This window comes from Pedobacter sp. WC2423, from assembly GCF_040822065.1.
Taxonomy (GTDB): Bacteria; Bacteroidota; Bacteroidia; order Sphingobacteriales; family Sphingobacteriaceae; genus Pedobacter.
The window spans coordinates 506,853-524,081 of the sequence record NZ_CP162005.1 but is presented as its reverse complement, the minus strand read 5'-3'; the positions used below and the strand labels follow the sequence as shown (position 1 = coordinate 524,081).

Below are 17,229 nucleotides of genomic sequence, written 5' to 3'. Positions count from 1 at the left end.
TAATACCTCTATGAAATTAATAATCACAACTTTGGCTATCAAAACTTCCTTAATCTTTATTGCTGTTTTTATTTCCTGCAATAATGTTAAAGAAAATAAGCTTGTTCAAACCCAAAAATATGTATATGATTATTATAAAAATGATAAGCTTAAATTAAGAGCTGCAAAATTTTTATTAGACAACATGAACGGGAACTTTCATATTGAAAATGGCCACGCAATAGCTGACATATCTACAATGGAGCCAAAAACCATTATCCGCAATATAGATTCTACTTTTAAAGCCTCTCAATATTTACTGAATAATAAAAGCATCAGTTTCGACGATTTTTTAGAGTTTGTCCTTCCATATAGAATCAATTTTTCAAAGGATGATGATTGGAAAAATTTAATTTCAAAGAATACTAAAAACCACATAGAGAATAAAAAGCTAAATAATAGTAAGGATATTATTGAATATATAAACAACACCAATAAATTGATTCTCCCAGACTTCAAATTTGATGTTGCCAACACACATGAAGATACGCTTAGCTATACCGATATTTTTAGACAGAAAAAGGGATCTTGCATTACCATGGCCTATATGGGGCAATATTATTACAGAGCATTAGGGATACCTGTTTCTTTCGACTATGTTTTATGTTGGGGAAATATGGCAGGAGCACATACCTGGAATTCGTTAATATTACAAGATCATAAGTTGAGGCCTTTTTTAGGGTTAGAGCAACAAGTAACAAAATATGATCCGTTATTATATTATAGTGGCGGCAAAAAATATCCATCTCTTTCTACATACAAAAAAGCGGGTAAAATCTATCGCCATACTTATTCTTTGCAACGTAATTCATTGGCGTACAAATATAAAAGAACAAAAATTTTACCTCCATTACTTCAAAACTACAGATCAATAGACGTTACCAGACAATATCATAAAGTGATAAATCTCAATACACGAAAGTTGTTTAATAATATAAAATCTAAAATTTTACTGGCCTGTAATTATAGTTCACAAGAATGGATACCCATATCAGCAGCAGAATTTAAGAACAATGGATATAGGTTTGACGAGTTGTCCACAGACATGCTTTACTTGTTATCAACTTATGATAAAAGTAGTTATAAAGACGTTTACTATCCTTTTTACATTGATTCAAATGGTAAAATATTAACTTTAAAACCTACAAAACGAAAAGGTAATCTAATTATAAAATATATAAAATCAATCGAGAGCGACCAGGCCATAGCAAAAAATGCATACGTATGGGAAGTAGCAGTTGCTGTTGCAAAAAATCAACTTAGAACGAAACCTTTGATAGGGCAAGAATACACTCTTTTTTTGTGGCAAAGCGGATGGAAACAGATTTCTACCATTTCTAATTTAAGTAATAAGGAGCTGGTATTTAAAAATGTACCAGAAAATGGGCTATACTTGATTTCCTCAAAAGAGCATAGTGATGATGACCGCCCATTTTTCATTTCTAATGGCGCAATTAAGTGGTTATAACAATGAAAAACAATAAAATCGATCAACCTTTATCCTATGAATTTAACACATGACCAAATAACAACTAAAAACGAGCAATTTTATAATGAGAAAATAGACATTCTGAAAAGTGAAAAAGCAACTATAATTCTTTTCGATGGGGAATGTAATTTTTGTAATAGCACTGTCAACTTCATTATTAAAAATGAACAGGGTTCTTCTCTTTTCTTTTCGTCGTTACAATCAAAGGCCGGGCAAAAAATATTGAAAGATAACAGACTGCCGGCAGACAATAAATCAATTTTATTTCTTGCTGACGGAGTTGTCCACCAAAGAAGTGAAGCCGTATTAAATATACTTGCAAAAATGCGCAGACCATATTATTACTTAGTATTATTTAAAATTCTGCCACTTTGGTTTAGAGACTTCATTTACAATGTGGTTGCAAAACATAGAAAATCTATAGTGACTAAAAAAGTAAGCTGCGAAATTCCATCTCCTCAGGTGTTGGATAAATTTCTTATGTAACGTAACCACCGCCCTGTATTTGAATCAATAACTGGCAGTCATAAAAAAATGGCCATTTAGGCCATTTGTAAAACTTTCTTATAATCATACTTATCGTACTTGTGACCCTTTTCTGCCTTGTGTAAAGCGATCAAATCATTCTTTAACTGAACTTTTAACCAAACGTCTACTGGAGTATGAAAGAAATGGGAAAACTTCATGGCAAACTCAATATTAAATGCCCGCTGCCCATTAAGATACTTATTGAGGTTTGAAACATCGGTATCAACATGTGAGGCAAATTGAGTTTTATTTAGTTTTAAAACCTTGCAAAACTCTTCAACAAAATACGCAATGGTATAAACCTCTTTGTTATCTCCATTTTCTTCCTGTAAATATGCTTCTAAACGATAGAGAACTGAAAGCATCTGATTTCTGATCAAACGTTCAGGAGAACGTTGAGCATGGCGTAATTTTGCAGATTCTTCAATTAAATCTTTTTCTTTTTTTGTCAGGTTATGACCATCACTTGGTGCGATGGTCATACTGAAATCTGCTTTATTTTTTCCTTTAGTAGTATCCATAATAAGTCTTCCTATTATTTATTCTTATTAATATTAACTTAGATAGCGCCGGATCAGTTCTTCTCCATCGGCATCATAAATTGCCATAATATTAGAGTCACCCAGCCGGTAAGCATTGTATTTAGTGGAGTAGAGCCTCATCAACTTGATTTCATCTTCCTTTTTCTCTTCTGCAACCTTAAAATGCAAAGCTCCATTAAATTCATCCACACCTTTTATTAAACTGAGTTTAAAAGCATATGCAATGAGGCTGCCAGCTACATGATCATGTTTTTTCTCATCTCCTTTATTATGTGGAGCTATCTCAACAAAAGCCAAATACGGCTCTCTTTTATTGATCAGCTGAAAAATCATACATCCCTCAATCACATGAGGTGTATCTTCCTTTACCAGGATGTAACCTGTTGCATTCTTTAAGTTTTTCATCTGCTTTTTGAAGTCAAATTTCCAATCTTCCTGAACTGAGGGCATATCGGATATTTTTGCTTCTTTGATTAAGGCATCCGCCTTATCACCTGTCCCCAGGACTATGATCTTTATGTTCATAGCTTGTTATTTTCATATTGAGTATGTTAACTTTTTATAATACGAATATAACAAAAATAAATTAAAAAAAGGTACAAATTGTACCATAATAATTCAACCACATCAACTAAATTTACTTGATAAAACTACGCAATAAGTAACGTCAGCATTTGACTCTATTTAAAGGTGGATTGTGTAAATTTTCACTTTTCCTTGCGAAAATTCAATAATGTCTCGTTTAACCACTCCAAAGTTTTCTTTGCCGTATAAACTCCACCAGACTCAATATTTCGACGATCAGATTTTGCAGGTATTTTCCACAACACTTCCATCTCATCCTCCAAATAAACAAATGACTCCATACCGCGATCAGATACAGTTGCAGGGATCAACCAAAATTTACAGACATTTAAATCAAGATTAAGACAAATAATCTGGGCTCCTGGTTGATTAAAACAAAATTGTGCCCCTTTTCCACGATCCAGATCATATTTTGAAGCATACGCTAATAATTGTTTCCATTCAGAACGATTTATTCTCTTGAGTACACAATGCGTATTATTTCTGACAACTTCCAAATCACCAATTTCCAGAAAATTCAGAAATAGCCTGTATTGTTTATCATATTCAGACAGGAAATCTTCAAAAGCTGCTCTAAGTTGTAAAAATGCCTTCGTAGAAAGATGTATGGAGGTATTATATAGAGTAACAAAAAATTTATCATCCATAGATGGAATTTCCGGCAATAAATATGCTATCCCTCTTTTCTTAAAATCGGACACCATCTCCATTATGTTTTTATGATTAATAGTAGTCATAACCGATTCATTTCTAAGTTCTATCAAACAACTACCAAATTCCTGATAACAAGACGGTAGAAAAGCATTAAATCTTAACTCCGTATTGGACATAAAATAATGATTTGGAGCATGGGGATATTCGCTTATAGTAAGATTACGATATACTTCAAACTCTTCTTCAAATCTAAAATCATTTCCACTTTTATTTTCAATCAGCCATTTACGTTTTTGCAATTGCTGCGCTTTTATTTTAGCTAAATTAGTCTTAACCAGCTCGACTTTCCGGCTAACAATTTCCAGATAATAAGTTTCTCTGTGGAGAGGAAATGGCTCTTTTCCTTTTTTTGCGTTAGCTAACCTTGTACTGGGTGCTAAATTATTCAGTGAGGTTTTAACATTAAAATCATTGCCTAAGTTATGTATGCGTATTTTTTCTGCCAAAATATCAGCTGGAGTAGATTCTGGAATAATATGATCAATTTCCAGTGCCTTAAAATCTTCTAAATATTCACCTGTATATAAACATCTGCGATCATGTGCCTGCCAGATAGCATATCTTAAATTATCATCCATCTTTTAACTTAAATTATTAATAACTATTAAATACAGTTTGAGAGTTAAAACTAAATAATTAATCACAGACCAATTGCCCCCCTCTCAAACTTAACATCCCCGTAACACTAGACCCGTACCTTTGCCTGGTAATGAAAACCCACAACTACAACGTTTTTTCGGACGAAGAACTCCTTGCCTTGCTGCACCAGGACGACACACTCTCCCTGCAAACTATCTTTTCCCGTTACTACACCCCATTAACCCAATTCTCAACCATATTCACCAAAGACATCACCATTAGTGAAGTCCTGATCTCAGACCTGTTCATCAACCTCTGGGACAACCGCAAGCAACTGCAAATCCGCTTACTAAAACCCTACCTGTTCCAATCTGCTAAAAACCTGTCCTTAAACCAGCTAAAAAAACACAAACCCCTGCTCGAACCGCTTGAAAACCATGAAACACTTCTTTCCGGGCACCTTACCCCATTTGAAATCCTGACCAACCGCGAATCGCAGCAACGCATCCTGTCGCTCATTAACCTGCTCCCTGAAAGACAGCGTGAAGTCCTTTTAATGAGCCGTATCGAGCAAATCGATAAAACCACTATTGCCCCGCTCCTGGGCATTACTGTACGCACCGTAGAAACTACCCTTTACCAGGCCATAAAGTCACTACGTACCCTGCTGTCCACTTCAGAAAAGAAAAAATAGTTAACACACTCATAACATAAGCTTAACCTTTCCCGCTACGTAAAACACCCTGTCAATCTTGTCTTATAGATAAGAACGAAATGGAAGAACTATACTATCAGCTGATTACTGAATACTATCATCAAACGATTACAGAAAGAGATCTGACTGTCCTGCAAGAATGGGTAGCCAGCAACCCTGCACACGAAACAGAGTTCAGAGAAGTTATCCTGATCCTGGATGCTTCAAAACTCTATTACAAAATTCCAGTCAATCAGGAAAAAAACTGGGCTAAAATCACCGCCTACATCAACCAGGACAAAAAACCGGTGAAGCGTAAATTTCCATTCGCCAGACTGGCTGTGGCAGCCTCGCTGATACTCATCATTGGTGTTGGACTCCATCAGTACAAAACCCATAAATCCAATCCTCAAAACCTGCTCACAGAAATTACCAACCCATATGGCCAGCAAAGCAGTTTCATCCTGCCTGACAGCTCTATCGTTTACCTCAATGCAGGCAGTAAACTGAAATACCCGAAACACTTTGCTACTCACAAAAGACTGGTGATCCTGGAAGGAGAAGCCTTTTTCGATGTCAAACACCAAACCACCCAGCCCTTCATTATCCAAACTGGAAAAGTAAGTACAACCGTTCTCGGCACCTCCTTCAATGTTAAAGCCTTCCCTAAAGAAAGCCACATAGCTGTAACCGTAAAAACAGGAAAAGTAGGTGTCGTATTCAAAGAAAAGAACCACCCTGCTATCACCAGCCTCCTTTTGCCCGATCAGCAACTCCAGATCGATACCAAAACCGGGAAAACAAATAAAAACGAGATCAATGCAGAAGCTATTTGCGACTGGAGAAACTACAGAATGGTTTTCTACAATGCCTCACTCAAAGAAATCACCTCAACCATAGAAAGAACCTATAAACTCGATATAGAACTTGAAGATCCTGCAATGGCCGCCATGAAAGTAACCACATCATTCCATAAAACACCCGTAGACCAGATGCTCAAAACACTGGCTATCCTGACCGGATCACATTACACCAAATCAAACAACACCATCATATTTTATAAATGAGAAAGGAAAACACGATGAACTAAAAATTTACAATCCCATAAAAAACAAAGAAGCCGGAAAACGCTGTAACGTTCCCGGCCCTTAAATGATGTTTTAAACTCCCGATTAAAAAAGCACAAAACTTAGTAAAGATATGAATAATACTATTCGATGGCTCGGCTGCACAGCAATTTTGTTGTGGTTAAGTCTGTTTATCAGTACAGCAAACGCACAAACAAGCCAGATGATTACCTTTGGCGGAACCAGTATCACCTTAAAAAAAGCCTTTAACGAGGTCGAAAAGCTAAGTGGCATGACCATCAGCTATAACAACAGCCAGTTAGACGATCAGCAAAAGGTCAACCTCCCAAAAGCAGAGAGAACAGTAGCAGAAACATTGCGCCTGTTACTCCGCAACCAATCCTTAACCATCAAACAAACAGATGCTAAAAACATCCTGCTCGTCAACAGTGTAAAAGGGAAACTGACAGGAAAAGTAACCGATCAAAATGCTGAAACAGTTCCCGGTGTATCTATCAAAATACTCGAAACTGCACAAACTATCCAGTCTGGCAACGACGGAAGCTATAGTATCAGCCTTGATCCGGGAACCTATACCATCATCACCAAATACATCTCTTTTGAGGATACCCGTACCGAAAAGGTAAAGATCACGGCTAACCATAACACTTTATTAAACCTTCATCTGCAGGAATCTGCCAACGCTTTAAATGAAGTCGTAGTCACAGCGCTCGGTATCAAAAGAGAAGAAAAGGCCCTTGGTTATTCCACCAAAGTTTTAAAAACCGAACAGTTGACCGATGCCATGTCCAACAACTGGACAGACGCGTTGTCCGGTAAAGTTGCCGGCTTAAACCTGATCAGATCAAACGGTGGCCCGGCGGGTTCAAACAAAATCATCCTGCGTGGAGAAAGTAACCTGACCGGTGAAAATGATGCCTTAATTGTAGTAGACGGTGTGGTGATTAACCATGGCAGCGGCCGGACAACAGGAAGTGGCAGCTCCGCCTATTTACAGGGCGAGTCGCCTATTGACTTTGGCAGTGGCTTAAACGACATCAACCCGGACGATATAGAAAATGTAACCGTTTTAAAAGGTCCGGGAGCCGCTGCTTTATACGGACAGCGCGGTGCAAACGGTGCGATCATCATTACCACTAAATCCGGTAAACAAAGAAACGGGATCGGGGTAACAGTCAATTCGAATACTGCTATAGAAACGATTTCCCGCTGGCCCGATTACCAGTACGAATACGGACAGGGAAACGATGGTGCCAACTTTTACTCCTTTGGGGCAACAGCAGATGGCCCAAGTACCAGGAGTACAAGTTCTGCCTGGGGGCCTAAGTTTAACGGACAATCCTTTTTCCAGTATGACCCGATCACTAAAACTATAGGAAAAGAGAGAACTCCATGGCTTCCTTATCAAAACTCAAGAAAAGATTTCTTTCAGAGCGGCCGTACTTTCACGAACAGCGTAACCCTGGATGGTGGAAATGACCAGACCACTTTTCGCCTTTCGCTAACCAATGTAGACAACAAATGGATCATCCCCAATACTGGTTACGGCCGAAATACAGTTGCCCTTTCTGCCACCCATAAAGTAAATGAGAAACTTCAGGTCGCAACCAAAGTTAACTATACGAACAAGTTTAGTGATAACCTCCCTTCTACTGGTTACAATAACCAGTCTATCATGTACTGGAACATGTTCTGGTTACCTAGCGCAGATGCGGGATGGTTAAAGGACTATTGGGCCCCCGGAAAAGAAAATGTAGCGCAGAGCTATCCTTTTAGCAGTTATCCTGACAATCCATACCTGATTGCGAATGAAATGCTCAACAAATCTAACCGGAATGCACTAACGGGAAACGTACAGGCCACTTATAATTTCTCTAAGAATTTAAGCCTGATGATTCGCAGTTCGATGGACTTTTCTTATGAAGCCCGTTCTCAGCAACGCCCGTTTGATACCGAGAAGTTCAAAAAAGGAATGTTCAGGACACAAAACATCTTCTCTCAGGAAATTTCCAACGACTTTTTAATCCGCTACAACAAAGACCTGAACAAGGATCTTAAAATCTCGGTTTCTGCGGGGGGCAGCATGTTAAAAAACACTTATAACAAAGATGAACTGCGTGCGGATTCACTTACCTATCCGGGTATTTATAGCCTGGCTAACAGTGCAGGTGTGTTAACGCCAAAACCTTACCGTGGTAAATATGGAATTAACAGTTTCTATGGCGTTGCGACAGCAAGTTATAAAGATTACTTATTTATAGATGTTACAGGCCGTAACGACTGGAACAGCGTACTGGCAACTGCAAAATCTACTGATAATGTTTCCTTTTTCTATCCTTCAGTAAACCTGAGTGGCATCCTGTCTGAAATGTTTAAACTGCCAAAATTCATCTCCTATGCCAAATTAAGAGCTTCGGTAGCAGGTGTGGGCAGTGGTCAGCAAACCCCTTATATCACTTCTTTCACTTATGATGTAGCGGATAATTTTCCCGGCGGACTCCAAAATCCAACGGTATTAACCAATACCAATCTGAAACCTTTATATACCACAAGTTACGAAGTGGGTACTGATCTGAGGTTCTTAAATAACCGTCTGGGCATCAACATTGCCCTGTATAAAAGTGATACCAAAGATCAGATTCTGAAAACTACTGTAGACCGTTCTTCGGGCGTAAGTTATGCTTATGTAAACGCTGGAAAAGTGCGTAATAAAGGGATAGAAGTTGAATTGAATGGTACACCGATAGATCAGAAAGATGGGTTCAAATGGACAGTCTTCGGAACTTTTACCGCTAACAGAAACAAGATTATCGCTTTAACAGATAGCCTGGATAACCTGATTTTACAATCCGGGCCAGCCAGCCGCGGTGCAATTGTAGCTAAAATTGGAGGCAGCATGGGTGATCTGTATGGCCGTGGTTACAAACGGTCTCCAGACGGGCAGATTGTTTATAAGAATGGTTACCCGGTTATCCCTGATGATCAGCTTTATATCGGCAATACCACCCCTAAATGGAAAGCGAGTTTAGGCAACCAGTTCCGTTATAAGAATTTTGGAATGAGTTTCCTGGTGGATGCACAATATGGTGCAGTAGGTTATTCGCTCACTGCAGGTGTTTTAGCTGAACAAGGAAAGACAACAAACACGCTTCCGGGACGATACAACGGGATTATCGGTAAAGGTGTAGTGCAAAATCCAGATGGCAGTTATAGCCCGAACACGGTAATTGCACAAGATATGACTAATTATTACACTACCCATTATGGCCGGGATAATATTGAGGGAACTACCTATTCTACTGATTTTATCAAACTCCGTGAAGCCAGATTTGACTACACTTTTAAACCAAAAACACTGAGAAGGTTCGGTTTGCAAAGGGCCACAATTGGTATTTATGGCCGTGATTTGATGACAATCACGAAATGGCCGGGCTTTGATCCTGAGTTTGGGACATTAAACGACGGTACGATTAACCAGGGTTTTGAACTGGGCCAGTTCCCTGCTACCCGAACTTTTGGTATCAATTTAAACATAGGTATTTAATGAATATGAGACTCAAAAATTATACAATCTGTTTGATTTTATGTTTAGCGGTGACCTCTTGTAAAAAAGGTTTTCAGGAGCTGAATGTGAATCCTAATACGAGTGAAAAGGCTTTACCGCAGGCTTTGCTTGCTCCCGCTATTGCAAGTATTGTAACCGCAAATATGAGCCGCAGCCAAAGGCTCACTAACGAACTGATGCAGGTAACGGTAGATATGGGTGATACAGACGGGAAAATTTTCCGTTACGACATCCGTAAATCTGAGGGTGATTATCTTTGGAACAGCTGGTATCTGGAACTTTCCAATTTCAATGATATCTACAAAGGTGCGGAACAATTGGGCAGCAATAGTTTCAAAGGGATCTCGCTGATCTGCCAGGCTTATGTGTTTTCATTACTGACTGATACTTATGGTGACATCCCGTATTTCAATGCGACTAAAGCTAAAGAAGGTGTTTTTATGCCCGAGTTTGATCGTCAGGAAGTCATCTATCCGGAGCTTTTTAAAAAGCTGGAAATGGCTAACGAACTGTTAAAAACGGGCACCAATATCCCTTCTTCAAGTGATCCGCTCTATGCAGGAAATGCAGCTAACTGGCGCAAGTTTGGCAATACGCTTTATTTGAGATTGCTGATGCGGGTTTCTGCTAAATCGCCAGCTTTAGCAGTAGCAAAAATTAAGGACATTGTGGATGTAAACAGTGCTAATTACCCGGTTATAAGCAGTAATGCAGAGTCGGCAGCTTTGAGGTGGTCAGGTACTGCGCCTTATGTTTCGCCTTTTGCCACCTGGCGGCCTGCCGATTGGTACACGCCCAAACTGGCTGATTTCTTTGTCAACAATTTAAAGGAATGGGGCGATCCGCGAATTGCGAAATGGGCTACCATTTACAATGGAAAGTATGAAGGCATTCCGAGTGGCTATCCTGTAGGGCAAGCTCCCGAAGGGAAATCTACTTTACCTGTTGCCTTACAGTCTGAGCCTTTACTGGGTAATATCCTGAACTACGCGGAGCTCCAGTTCCTGCTGGCCGAAGCTGCTTCAAAAGGCTGGATCACTACCGGAACGGCTAAAGGTTATTATGAAAACGGGGTAACCAGCGGGATTACTTACTGGGGCTATGCGGTTCCTGAAAACTACCTGCAGGGTGCAGATGTGAAATGGACTGACAATTTAGCTTTGGAGAATAAACTCGAGCTGATCCATTTGCAGAAATATTACAGCCTGTTTATGACTGATCTGGAGCAATGGTTTGAATATCGTCGCACAGGCCATCCTCAGTTACCGAAAGGTGCTGGTTTGCCAAATGGCGGCCAGATGCCTTCCCGCTTAAATTATCCTGTCTATCTGCAATCTACCAATGGTGCGAATTATGCTGCGGCTGTAGCCATACAGGGTGCAGATGATTTATACACTAAAGTATGGTGGCAAAAACCTTAATCGCTCAATAATCATGAACAAATATATATTTCAATTTTTTAGTTGCTGGTTGCTGTTAACCGGCTTAGCAGGATGTAAAAAGCATGATGCTGCTTTGGGCGATCCTAGTCCGGTTATCGCCATAGAAGATTTGCGCGCCATCTATCAGGGTACAGCTGTAAGCTTAAATACAGGCAATTTAGCTGGTGCACACCAGATTATCGGCATCGTGGTTTCTGATGTCCAGTCTGGGAATATGCCTGCCGGAACTATAGCCATGCAGAATAACAGAAGGAATAAAACCAGGGGAATTTTACTGGCGGTAGAAAATGCGGCAGCTTTGAAAACGGGAGATTCTATTGTGGTAGACCTGAACGGAACAACGCTTACCAAAGTGAATGGAAGTTTACAGGTGACAGGTTTAAATGCGGCGTCAGTAAACAAGGTTTCGAGTGGAAATGCAAGAAACCCGATTACTGTAACTACGGCTTTATTTAAGGCTAAACCAGATGATTATGAAGGCTGTCTGGTCAGAATATTTTCCGGAAGCATCACTCCTGTTCCTGTTGCCGGAGAGTTATATGCGGGCGATAAAAGTTTAGCAGATAATGGCGGAACAATGGTTTTGCATACAGAAAAGAGTGCTTCTTTTGCGGGTAAGGGTTTACCAGCGAGCGCTACTTTTACAGGTATTCCACTCCTGTACCAGGTAGACGGGAAAGGTGATGCTGTGCCTAGTTTATGGCCACGCAACATACTCGATATGCTGGATGCAAGCGGACCTGTTTATAAGGGTTTCCCTGAAACTTTTGAGTTCCCGAATCAGAGTTTAAAGGCTTCTTATGCAGCGGCAGTTGTTGGTTTAAAAACAGGAAACTGGTTGTTGGATCAAGCTATTTTAGCGAATACTTCTGGCCGTGACCGCTTTAATCCTGCTGGTTTACAGTGTATCCGGATGCAGCAAAATCTGGCTGTTCCGGCTTATGTGCAAATGAACTTTAATGTGCCTGACGGGGCATCAAAAGTATCCTTTTTATATGGTGCTTACTACAATGATGCGACCAGTTCTTTTGTATTAGAATATTCTAAGGATGACGGTTTAACATGGCTGCAAACTGGAAAGGTGATCAATAATGCATCGGCCGTTGCCAAAACAGCAACTTTCCCGATGGACATTACCGGGCCGGTACGGTTCAGAGTTAAAAAATTAGGCTTGGGAACAACAAATAATACATCTATTAATAACGGAAGGCTGAGTATTGAAGACTTTGCTATTTACGCGAACTAAAATTCACCAGACTAAACATTTAAGCGGGCTAAAAACCGCTCTTTAAAATAATATACTCATGTTAAACAGAAGACATTTTTTAAGAAACTTAGGCTTATCAGGTACGCTGATTGTGGCCCCTGCAGCTTTAATTGAGGCAGCAACGTTGCCACTCCCGGCAAAACCAACTGACCTGACTACGGTTACTTTAAAAGGGAATATCAGCGCTGGCGACAACCCGGTTGCAGGTGTTGCGGTAACAGATGGCATTAATATCACCCTGACTGATAAACGTGGTAATTACGAGCTGCTGAGTAACCACACTGCGGACTATGTTTATATCAGTTCTCCGGCTGGTTATCAGTTTAATCAAAAGAGAGGTATTGCCTCTTTTTATAAGGCGATCCCAAAAGACAGTACTAGTTTCAAAGCTGATTTTGTATTGGAAAAACTGAATGTATCTGATCAGAAACATAATTTTTTAGTCTGGGCCGATCCGCAGATTATCTCTAAAAAAGACGCGGCTTTGCTAAAAGCTCAAACTGTTCCTGATGTTCAGGAGTTATTAAAATCTTACCCTCAGGGAACGTTGTTTCATGGAATTGGCTGTGGTGATTTGGTTTGGGATCATTTTGAACTGATTGCAGATTATAAAGATGCAGTAGCTGAAACGGGTATCCCTTTTTTCAATCTGCCTGGTAACCATGATATGGATTTGGATGCAAGATCTGATGAATTGTCAACCCGTACTTTTAAAGACGAATTCGGCCCTACTTATTATTCTTATAACCGGGGTGAGATTCATTATATATCATTAGATAATGTGTTCTTTTTGGGAGTCGCTAAAAAGTATATCGGTTATTTAACAGAAACTCAGTTACAATGGGTTGAACAGGATTTAAAGACGGTAAAACCAGGAAGCACGGTGGTAGTTTCTGTACATATCCCGACCAATACAGGTAATTCCAGAAGGAATAAACTGAAAGATGATGAGCTGGGTGGGGTATTATCAAACAGAGAACGTTTATATAAATTACTGGAAGGTTATCAGGTTCATATCCTATCGGGACATACGCATATGAACGAGAAATGGGAAGACCGCAACATGATTGAACACGTGCATGGTACGGTATGTGGTGCATGGTGGACTGGCCCGGTTTGCAGTGATGGCTGCCCTAACGGCTATGGAGTTTACGAAGTAACCGGCAGTGAAATCAAATGGTATTACAAGTCTACCGGAAAAGCCAAAGATCATCAGCTCAGGATTTATCCTAAAGGTTCTTTCTCAGAAATCGCTTCAGTGGCTGCTTCTGGTAATTTACAGGAAACCACTCCCGCCACCTCACCAGAAATCGGTGTTAACATCTGGAACTGGGACCCAAAATGGAAAGTAGAGTACTTCGAAGACGGAGTAAATAAAGGAGCAATGAAACAGCGAACAGCAATGGATCCGATCGCTTATAAACTATACGATGGCCCTTTAGTTCCTAAAAAGCATAAATGGGTGGAACCGACCTTAACAGATCACCTGTTTTTCGCTACTCCTGCTCCGGGAACCCGTCAGTTTAAAGTAGTAGCTACTGACCGTTTCGGCTCAGTTTACACGGAAGAGGTTACAATTTCATAATTAAAAATATAGGACTAAAAATTTGCTAAAGAGGGTGCTTTTTCAGGCACGCTCTTTAGCTAAAATCTAATTCATCAACTACAGAATGATTTGTTGAACTAAAGATCAAAGTGATTTAAAATATTTTTAAATCACTTATTAACCCAGATCTAAAATAATAATTAAATTTAGTGAATGATCGTCATAATCTTTACAATAATACTTTTCTTAATATGCATCTCTAGTGGAAGTTTAAACGTTTTCCCGGGTATTTTAACGCCTTTCCTAATTTATCTTGTGCTGAATTCCGAATCAATTTACTTATCTATACCAGGCTTATTTTTTTCTTTGTTAGGACTATTTATGTTTAAAGTTCTTGGCTGGGATGCTAATCCCAGAAAGCCATTATTTTGGAAGATCATACAACACTTACCAAGTATTATTGCTTGTGTATTAGTAATCATTTACTATACCACTCCAACATACCTGGCTGGTAAACAGCACATAGTTAGTTTAATTTCCAATAGCATCATGTTACTTGGATTCTCTTTTATCATTACAAGATCTGTTATTACTAATCCAATATATCGACTGATTAATATGTTGTATACTAAAGAGAAATTTTTGGTAAGAAGAAAAATCAATGCTCCAAAGGCAGAAAAGGGTTATAAATCGGTAGCGTATTACATCCATATCCGCGAAACAGAGGATGGTATATTTTATATCAATAGCTTTCTTTCAGTATACCTTAATTATTTTGTAAAAGGAAAAACTGTTGAGTTCACGCTTAAGCGTGGCTGCCTTGGTTTGTTATATTGTAGCAACTTTCCAAAAGTCGTGTAATGATAGCTAAATTGCATTCTTTTCGGGTATGTAAAATAAGTAGGTAAAAAATTAGTAAAATCATATAAACCGAGTCAGGGTTATTGAGATATGCCTAGTCCAAAAAACTAATTTAAAATCTGTTTCACTTTGTACGATACAATATTTTATATTAAGGGATTTTTGGGATTAAAATATTCCACATATTTTATTCCTTGCAAATTATGTGTATAAATAGAGAATGGCACAGGCTTGATTTTCATCCCAAGCTTTTTTTCACAAATTAGCACAAACTCATTGAATTGGCTCTTATTATTATAGTTTAAACTGGAGGCCAGATTAAAAGTCTGATTTCCAATATATATTTGAGCTTGTAAGTCATCTTTTTTATTTGAAAGATCAAGTGTTCTAATAGCTTTTAATTCATTGATATTTCCATTAAAAACTATAAACTTATCTATCTCCAATACTAAGCTAGTATCTATAATTTTTAATAGTACCAGCTCTCCGTAGCCCGGTTTGTCTTTCCTATTGAAAAACTCCTTAATCCCAAATATTATTATAAAAAGAACAAAGGCATTTCTTAAATGAAAGAATATACTAGATACCTCATGATTAATAAATATTCCGTAAGTAAAGCTTCCGATCAAGCCTATAAAGAAAAGCCCTCCAGTCCACAAGATCGATTTACCTGCCTGCTGTAAACCGACATCCTTAAGCTCAAATATCCTCACCTCTTCCATATCATACTTTCCAATTGTAAATACATATTAAAACCTAAGTTTTAAAATATCTCCTATTCAAACTAAAAAGCCATCTCGAAACTATCATTAAATTTAGATATGATAAGACTTCCAAAACTATTCAACCTTATTTTCTTTACCGAACATCTTTTCAAAATCTTGTTTACTTTTTACATATGATAAATAATAGCCAGCATTAGAATTAAGCATATACTTTTTAAAATCAGCCTCGCTTCCACGGAAATCACCTTTACCTTCACCCTTAATCAGGCTGTAAAAACTATAAGATTCGTCTTTTAACAAACGAAAATAAACTATCGGTATAGGTTTTTCTTTAGTCCCATAAGTAGTATCTGCAAGTTCCTGTTTATTCACAGTTGCAATAATTTTTTCTCCAGGATCTTTAATAGCTCTAACTAAGTACATTCCAAAAACTTCATCCATAGAAGAGTATCTAAAAAAATAGAAAATAGAAAAATATTTATGAAGGGAATCACTATAAAACTTAATCTCATGCTTATAAACAATAGCTATATTATCTGCTGAGAATGGGTTAAATTTAGCTTTCACTTCAAAATAACTTGCTGAGTCAGCAAAATTTCTCACATTTAGTGTGATTGTATCACATTTTGACAAGTATTTGTTAATATATAAATGTCCATCATTTATACTAGTATCCGGATTATCAAAGATATTCACTAACCAACGGCCAATATATCTACCAAAAATCAGTCCTAAAGCGAGAATACATATACTTGCAGTTTGCAGAACCCTTTTCATTTATAAATTTATTAGAAATTCCTCAAAACACATCCCAATAAGTTTATTCTTATAATGAGAAAAAATGATCAAAGTTGATGTATAAGCTTAAAAAGCAATTAGCAACCAGAATCCTTTTCTATTTAAGCTTGTTTTCTTTTCCAAACATCCTTTCAAAATCTTGTTTACTTTTTACATATGATAAATAATAGCCAGCATTAGAATTTAATATATTTTTCTTAAAGTCAGCTTCAGAACCATGAAAATCACTCTTATTATTTCCTTTAGCCATACTATAAAATGTATTTGATTCTTCTTTCTTTAATTGGAAGTAAATTATTGGTATTGGTTTTTCTTTAGTCCCATAAGAGGTATCATTAAAATCCAGTCTATTCACAGTAGCAATAATATTTCCACCTGGATTCTTAATAGCACTTGTATAATAAAAACCAAACAGATGATGTAATTCGGGATTGCCGAAAAAATAAAAAATAGAAAAGTACTTATGAAGGGAATCACTATAAAAAGTAATTTCATTTTTATAAGCAAAAGCAGTATTGTCAGCCGAAGAAGGATTAAATTTAGCCTTTACTTCAAAATAACTACTTGAGTCAGTGTATTTTTTTATATTTAAACTAACTGTATCGCACTTTGACAGATATTCATCAAGATGCAAACGTCCATCGTTTATACTTGTATCCGGATTATCAAAGATATTAACTAACCAACGGCCAATATATCTACCAAAAATCAGTCCTACTGCGAGAAGGCTAACACTGGAGATTTGCAGTATTTTTTTCATATTTAAG

15 protein-coding genes are annotated in these 17,229 nt (G+C 38.0%); 9 read left to right on the top strand and 6 right to left on the bottom strand.

Annotated elements, in window-relative coordinates; genetic code table 11:
* Positions 1-10 precede the first annotated feature (10 nt).
* Positions 11-1,507, top strand: a complete 1,497-nt coding sequence (locus AB3G38_RS01745) for a hypothetical protein (protein WP_367866777.1) — start codon at positions 11-13, stop codon at positions 1,505-1,507.
* Between the two features lie 36 nt (positions 1,508-1,543).
* Positions 1,544-2,014, top strand: a complete 471-nt coding sequence (locus tag AB3G38_RS01740) for a thiol-disulfide oxidoreductase DCC family protein (RefSeq protein WP_367866776.1) — start codon at positions 1,544-1,546, stop codon at positions 2,012-2,014.
* A gap of 56 nt (positions 2,015-2,070) precedes the next feature.
* On the opposite strand, the gene AB3G38_RS01735 is transcribed toward AB3G38_RS01740, so the two are convergent.
* The 3 genes from AB3G38_RS01735 to AB3G38_RS01725 all read right to left on the bottom strand — a co-directional run bounded on the left by AB3G38_RS01735 (position 2,071) and on the right by AB3G38_RS01725 (position 4,475).
* A complete protein-coding gene (locus AB3G38_RS01735; protein ID WP_367866775.1) occupies positions 2,071-2,577 on the bottom strand; it encodes a transcriptional regulator in 507 nt (168 codons plus the stop codon).
* Positions 2,578-2,610: 33 nt separating this feature from the next.
* Positions 2,611-3,123: a hypothetical protein gene (locus tag AB3G38_RS01730; protein ID WP_367866774.1), complete on the bottom strand. Its 513-nt coding sequence runs from the start codon at positions 3,121-3,123 to the stop codon at positions 2,611-2,613.
* Between the two features lie 182 nt (positions 3,124-3,305).
* Positions 3,306-4,475 (bottom strand): hypothetical protein, encoded by a 1,170-nt coding sequence (locus AB3G38_RS01725; protein WP_367866773.1) that lies wholly within the window; start codon positions 4,473-4,475, stop codon positions 3,306-3,308.
* A gap of 131 nt (positions 4,476-4,606) precedes the next feature.
* On the opposite strand from AB3G38_RS01725, the gene AB3G38_RS01720 reads away from it, so the two are divergent.
* The 7 genes from AB3G38_RS01720 (at position 4,607) to AB3G38_RS01690 (ending at position 14,939) form a co-directional block, all read left to right on the top strand.
* Positions 4,607-5,170, top strand: a complete 564-nt coding sequence (locus tag AB3G38_RS01720; protein WP_367866772.1) for an RNA polymerase sigma factor — start codon at positions 4,607-4,609, stop codon at positions 5,168-5,170.
* Positions 5,171-5,250: 80 nt separating this feature from the next.
* Positions 5,251-6,237, top strand: coding sequence for a FecR family protein (locus AB3G38_RS01715; RefSeq protein WP_367866771.1), 987 nt, complete (start codon positions 5,251-5,253; stop codon positions 6,235-6,237).
* A 133-nt stretch (positions 6,238-6,370) separates the two neighbouring features.
* Positions 6,371-9,802 carry a SusC/RagA family TonB-linked outer membrane protein gene (locus AB3G38_RS01710; RefSeq protein ID WP_367866770.1) on the top strand — a complete coding sequence of 1,144 codons (3,432 nt, stop codon included), beginning with the start codon at positions 6,371-6,373 and terminating at the stop codon, positions 9,800-9,802.
* Complete coding sequence (locus AB3G38_RS01705; RefSeq protein WP_367866769.1) at positions 9,802-11,244, top strand: SusD/RagB family nutrient-binding outer membrane lipoprotein; 1,443 nt, start codon at positions 9,802-9,804, stop codon at positions 11,242-11,244. The genes AB3G38_RS01710 and AB3G38_RS01705 overlap by 1 nt, the downstream gene beginning before the upstream one ends.
* A gap of 13 nt (positions 11,245-11,257) precedes the next feature.
* Complete coding sequence (locus AB3G38_RS01700; RefSeq protein WP_367866768.1) at positions 11,258-12,511, top strand: DUF5689 domain-containing protein; 1,254 nt, start codon at positions 11,258-11,260, stop codon at positions 12,509-12,511.
* A gap of 58 nt (positions 12,512-12,569) precedes the next feature.
* Entirely contained in the window at positions 12,570-14,117 is a 1,548-nt protein-coding gene (locus AB3G38_RS01695) for a calcineurin-like phosphoesterase C-terminal domain-containing protein (protein ID WP_367866767.1), read from the top strand.
* Positions 14,118-14,459: 342 nt separating this feature from the next.
* The gene (locus AB3G38_RS01690) at positions 14,460-14,939 is read left to right on the top strand and encodes a hypothetical protein (protein WP_367866766.1); all 480 of its coding nucleotides are present in this window, start codon (positions 14,460-14,462) and stop codon (positions 14,937-14,939) included.
* A gap of 146 nt (positions 14,940-15,085) precedes the next feature.
* On the opposite strand, the gene AB3G38_RS01685 is transcribed toward AB3G38_RS01690, so the two are convergent.
* The 3 genes from AB3G38_RS01685 to AB3G38_RS01675 all read right to left on the bottom strand — a co-directional run bounded on the left by AB3G38_RS01685 (position 15,086) and on the right by AB3G38_RS01675 (position 17,222).
* A complete protein-coding gene (locus AB3G38_RS01685; protein ID WP_367866765.1) occupies positions 15,086-15,661 on the bottom strand; it encodes a hypothetical protein in 576 nt (191 codons plus the stop codon).
* A gap of 117 nt (positions 15,662-15,778) precedes the next feature.
* Entirely contained in the window at positions 15,779-16,441 is a 663-nt protein-coding gene (locus AB3G38_RS01680; protein WP_367866764.1) for a hypothetical protein, read from the bottom strand.
* 118 nt (positions 16,442-16,559) lie between these two features.
* Positions 16,560-17,222 (bottom strand): hypothetical protein, encoded by a 663-nt coding sequence (locus tag AB3G38_RS01675; RefSeq protein WP_367866763.1) that lies wholly within the window; start codon positions 17,220-17,222, stop codon positions 16,560-16,562.
* Positions 17,223-17,229: the final 7 nt, after the last annotated feature.

Excerpts from the sequence above, each read along its gene's own strand:
- AB3G38_RS01690 (WP_367866766.1), top strand. The coding sequence starts at position 14,460 with ATGTTTAAAGTTCTTGGCTGGGATGCTAATCCCAGAAAGCCATTATTT.
- AB3G38_RS01705 (WP_367866769.1), top strand. The coding sequence starts at position 9,802 with ATGAATATGAGACTCAAAAATTATACAATCTGTTTGATTTTATGTTTA.
- AB3G38_RS01745 (WP_367866777.1), top strand. The coding sequence starts at position 11 with ATGAAATTAATAATCACAACTTTGGCTATCAAAACTTCCTTAATCTTT.
- AB3G38_RS01710 (WP_367866770.1), top strand. The coding sequence starts at position 6,371 with ATGAATAATACTATTCGATGGCTCGGCTGCACAGCAATTTTGTTGTGG.
- AB3G38_RS01675 (WP_367866763.1), bottom strand. The coding sequence starts at position 17,222 with ATGAAAAAAATACTGCAAATCTCCAGTGTTAGCCTTCTCGCAGTAGGA.
- AB3G38_RS01715 (WP_367866771.1), top strand. The coding sequence starts at position 5,251 with ATGGAAGAACTATACTATCAGCTGATTACTGAATACTATCATCAAACG.
- AB3G38_RS01720 (WP_367866772.1), top strand. The coding sequence starts at position 4,607 with ATGAAAACCCACAACTACAACGTTTTTTCGGACGAAGAACTCCTTGCC.
- AB3G38_RS01680 (WP_367866764.1), bottom strand. The coding sequence starts at position 16,441 with ATGAAAAGGGTTCTGCAAACTGCAAGTATATGTATTCTCGCTTTAGGA.
- AB3G38_RS01735 (WP_367866775.1), bottom strand. The coding sequence starts at position 2,577 with ATGGATACTACTAAAGGAAAAAATAAAGCAGATTTCAGTATGACCATC.
- AB3G38_RS01685 (WP_367866765.1), bottom strand. The coding sequence starts at position 15,661 with ATGGAAGAGGTGAGGATATTTGAGCTTAAGGATGTCGGTTTACAGCAG.
- AB3G38_RS01730 (WP_367866774.1), bottom strand. The coding sequence starts at position 3,123 with ATGAACATAAAGATCATAGTCCTGGGGACAGGTGATAAGGCGGATGCC.
- AB3G38_RS01725 (WP_367866773.1), bottom strand. The coding sequence starts at position 4,475 with ATGGATGATAATTTAAGATATGCTATCTGGCAGGCACATGATCGCAGA.
- AB3G38_RS01695 (WP_367866767.1), top strand. The coding sequence starts at position 12,570 with ATGTTAAACAGAAGACATTTTTTAAGAAACTTAGGCTTATCAGGTACG.
- AB3G38_RS01740 (WP_367866776.1), top strand. The coding sequence starts at position 1,544 with ATGAATTTAACACATGACCAAATAACAACTAAAAACGAGCAATTTTAT.
- AB3G38_RS01700 (WP_367866768.1), top strand. The coding sequence starts at position 11,258 with ATGAACAAATATATATTTCAATTTTTTAGTTGCTGGTTGCTGTTAACC.